General features: G+C 70.7%; 4 protein-coding genes. All 4 read left to right on the top strand.

Annotation, left to right across the window (positions count from 1 at the left end; all coding sequences use genetic code 11):
* The coding region (locus tag FUT87_RS18740) for a methyl-accepting chemotaxis protein (RefSeq protein WP_255511913.1) at positions 1-359 on the top strand (359 nt) is incomplete at its 5' end.
* A 99-nt stretch (positions 360-458) separates the two neighbouring features.
* On the top strand, positions 459-677 hold the full coding sequence (locus FUT87_RS18735; RefSeq protein WP_088408424.1) for a CopG family transcriptional regulator: 219 nt from the start codon (positions 459-461) through the stop codon (positions 675-677).
* Entirely contained in the window at positions 674-1,183 is a 510-nt protein-coding gene (locus FUT87_RS18730) for a PIN domain-containing protein (protein WP_255511860.1), read from the top strand. The genes FUT87_RS18735 and FUT87_RS18730 overlap by 4 nt, the downstream gene beginning before the upstream one ends.
* Positions 1,180-2,931: an aminotransferase class I/II-fold pyridoxal phosphate-dependent enzyme gene (locus tag FUT87_RS18725; protein ID WP_147242002.1), complete on the top strand. Its 1,752-nt coding sequence runs from the start codon at positions 1,180-1,182 to the stop codon at positions 2,929-2,931. Before FUT87_RS18730 ends, FUT87_RS18725 begins: the two co-directional genes overlap by 4 nt.
* Positions 2,932-3,070 lie beyond the last annotated feature (139 nt).

Below are 3,070 nucleotides of genomic sequence, written 5' to 3'. Positions count from 1 at the left end.
GCGAGGTGCGCTCGCTGGCGCAGCGCAGCGCCGAAGCGGCGCGCGAGATCAAAGGCCTGATCGGTTCCTCGGTCGAGCGCGTCGAGGCGGGCGCCCGCCTGGTCGGCGACGCCGGCGAGACGATGCGCGAAATCGTCGCCGCCGTGCAGCGGGTGACGGACATCATCCAGGAGATCTCTTCGGCCACGCAGGAGCAGAGCACCAGCCTGATCGAAGTCGGCCAGGCCGTGCGGCGCCTGGACGAGGTCACCCAGCAGAACGCGGCGCTGGTCGAGGAATCCTCGGCCGCCTCGGAATCGCTGCGCGAGCAGGCGGGCAGCCTGCAGCACGTGGTCGCGCAATTCCGTCTGCACGGCTGAATCCCGCCCCATCCGGGCGACGGCCGAGCATCAAGTCCCGAAGGCTGACGAGGACACGAAGTTCGTGGAACACGAACTTCGTGTTACCCTGCGGCCTTCATGAAGAACGTCACCGTCACCATGGAAGACAGCGTCGCCGAGTGGGCGAGGCTGGAGGCGGCGCGGCGCAACACCAGCGTCTCGCGGCTGGTCGGCGAGCTCCTCGCCGAGAAGATGCGTCACGACGACGCCTATGAGCGCGCCCTGCAGGACTGGCTGCACCGCGAGCGCACCTGGTCCTCCGACGGCCAGCCCTATCCGGGCCGGGAGCTGCTGTGAGCGCGGGCCTGGAGCTGACCGCCCCGGTGTTCGTGGACACCTCGGTGCTGATCCTGAGCGAGGACGGCGCCGACCCAGGCCGCCGCGCGCAGGCCATGCGCTGGCTGCGCGTGCTGTGGCAGCTGCGTCTGGGCCGCACCTCCAGCCAGGTACTCAACGACTTCTACCGCGCCGTCACCACCCGCATCGCGCCCGCCATGCCCAATGGCGACGCCCGGGCCGAGGTGCGCCGCTACCAGCGCTGGGCGCCGTGGTCGACCGACCATGCCACCGTCGAGTCCGCCTGGTCGCTGGAAAGCCGCTTCGCGCTGCCTTACGCCGATGCGCTGATCGTCGCCGCCGCCAAGGCGCAGGGCTGCGAGACGCTGCTCAGCCTGGCGCTGCCGCACGGCCAGCTCTACGACAGCGTCCTGATCGTCGACCCGCTGCGCGCGCTGCCGGCGGGCGCGGCCTTCGATCCCGATCCCCTCTCCGATACCCCGCCGCCGCTGGCGGTCGCCCCATGAAAGCTGCCCTCGATCGAGCCCTCGGTGTCCTGCGCGACGACCTGCGCGCCATGCACGCCTACGCGGTGCATCCGTCCGCCGGCCTGATCAAGCTGGACGCGATGGAGAACCCCTTCCGGCTGCCCGCCGAGCTGCAGCGGGCGCTGGGCGAGCGCCTGGGCGCGGTCGCGATCAACCGCTATCCCGGCGAGCGCACGCAGGACCTGGCGCGCGCGCTGGCGGCGCACGCCGGCCTGCCGGAGGGCCAGGCGCTGATGCTGGGCAATGGCTCGGACGAACTGATCTCGCTGCTGGCGATGGCCGTCAGCAAGCCGGGCCAGCGCGTCGCCGTGCTGGCGCCTCTGCCCGGTTTCGTCATGTACGGACTGTCCTCGGCCTACCAGCACCTGGACTTCGTCGGCGTGCCGCTGACGGCGGACTTCGAGCTCGACGAAGCGGCGATGCTGGCCGCCATCGCCGAGCACCGGCCCGCCATCGTCTACCTGGCCTATCCGAACAACCCCACCGCCAACCTTTGGGACGACGCCGTCATCGAGCGCATCGCCGAGGCGGCGCCGGGGCTGGTCGTGATCGACGAGGCCTACCAGCCCTTCGCCGCGCGCGACGCGATGGCGCTGATGGCGCGTCATCCGCAGGTGCTGATCATGCGCACGATGAGCAAGTTCGGGCTGGCCGGCGTGCGCATCGGCTACCTGATGGGCCATGCCGAGCTGATCCATCACATCGACAAGCTGCGCCCGCCCTACAACGTCAGCGTGCTGAACGCGGAAGCCGGCCTGTTCGCGCTCGAGCATGCGCAGGTCTACGAGCGCCAGGCCGCCGCGCTGCGCGACGGGCGCGCCGCGCTGCAGGCCGCGCTGGCAGCGGCCCGCGCCCAGGTCGAGGCCTTGCAGAGCGAACTCGACGAGACCAACCGCGGCGTGCTGGCGCTGTACGCGGAGCTGGACACGCAGGCCCAGCAGCTGCGCCAGGCGACCGAGCTCAAGAGCCGCTTCCTCGCCTACATGAGCCATGAGTTCCGCACGCCGATCTCGTCGATCCGCAGCCTGACGCGGCTGCTGCTCGACCGCATCGACGGCCCGTTGACGCTGGAGCAGGAACGGCAGATCAACTTCATCCGCACCACGTCGGAGGAATTCGCCGACATGGTCAACGACCTGCTCGACCTGGCCAAGGTCGAGGCCGGCCGCATCGACATCTCGCCGGCCTGGTTCGAGCTGGTCGACCTGTTCGCGGCGCTGCGCGGCATGTTCAAGCCGGTGCTGGTCAACCCGGAGGTGCAGCTGGTCTTCGAGGAGCCGCAAGGCGTCTCGCAGCTCTTCACCGACAACGCCAAGCTCTCGCAGATCCTGCGCAACTTCATCTCCAACGCGCTGAAGTTCACCGCGCAGGGCGAGGTGCGCGTCAGCGCGGTGGTGGGCGACGGTCCGGACGGCGCGGACGAGGTCACCTTCTCCGTGCGCGACACCGGCATCGGCATCGCGCCGGAATTCCACGGCGCGATCTTCCAGGACTTCGCCCAGATCGACTCGCCGATCCAGAAGCGCCTGCGCGGCACCGGCCTGGGCCTGTCGCTCAGCAAGCGGCTGGCGGAGCTGCTCGGCGGCCGCGTCGCGCTGAGCAGCACGCCGGGCGTGGGGTCGGTGTTCTCGGTGACGCTGCCGCTGCAGCTGCCGGGCGCGACCGGCGCGACCGAAGCGGCCACCGACGCGGAGGCCAACGCAGTCAGGGAAGTGCCCGACGCATGAGCGAGCCCCACGCCATCGACCGCTCGCGGCACCGGCTGCTCGTCGTCAACGACGATCCGGTGGGCCGCTACACCACGGTGCGGCTGCTCAACGCGGCCGGTTTCCCGACGCTGGAAGCCGCCACCGGCGCCGAGGCGCT

This window comes from Mitsuaria sp. TWR114, assembly GCF_007997345.1.
Note: the sequence above shows the minus strand (reverse complement) of the source record. Positions and strands in the feature narration are given on the sequence as shown.

Coding starts and splice junctions, on each gene's coding strand:
- FUT87_RS18735 (WP_088408424.1), top strand. CDS start 459: ATGAAGAACGTCACCGTCACCATGGAAGACAGCGTCGCCGAGTGGGCG.
- FUT87_RS18725 (WP_147242002.1), top strand. CDS start 1,180: ATGAAAGCTGCCCTCGATCGAGCCCTCGGTGTCCTGCGCGACGACCTG.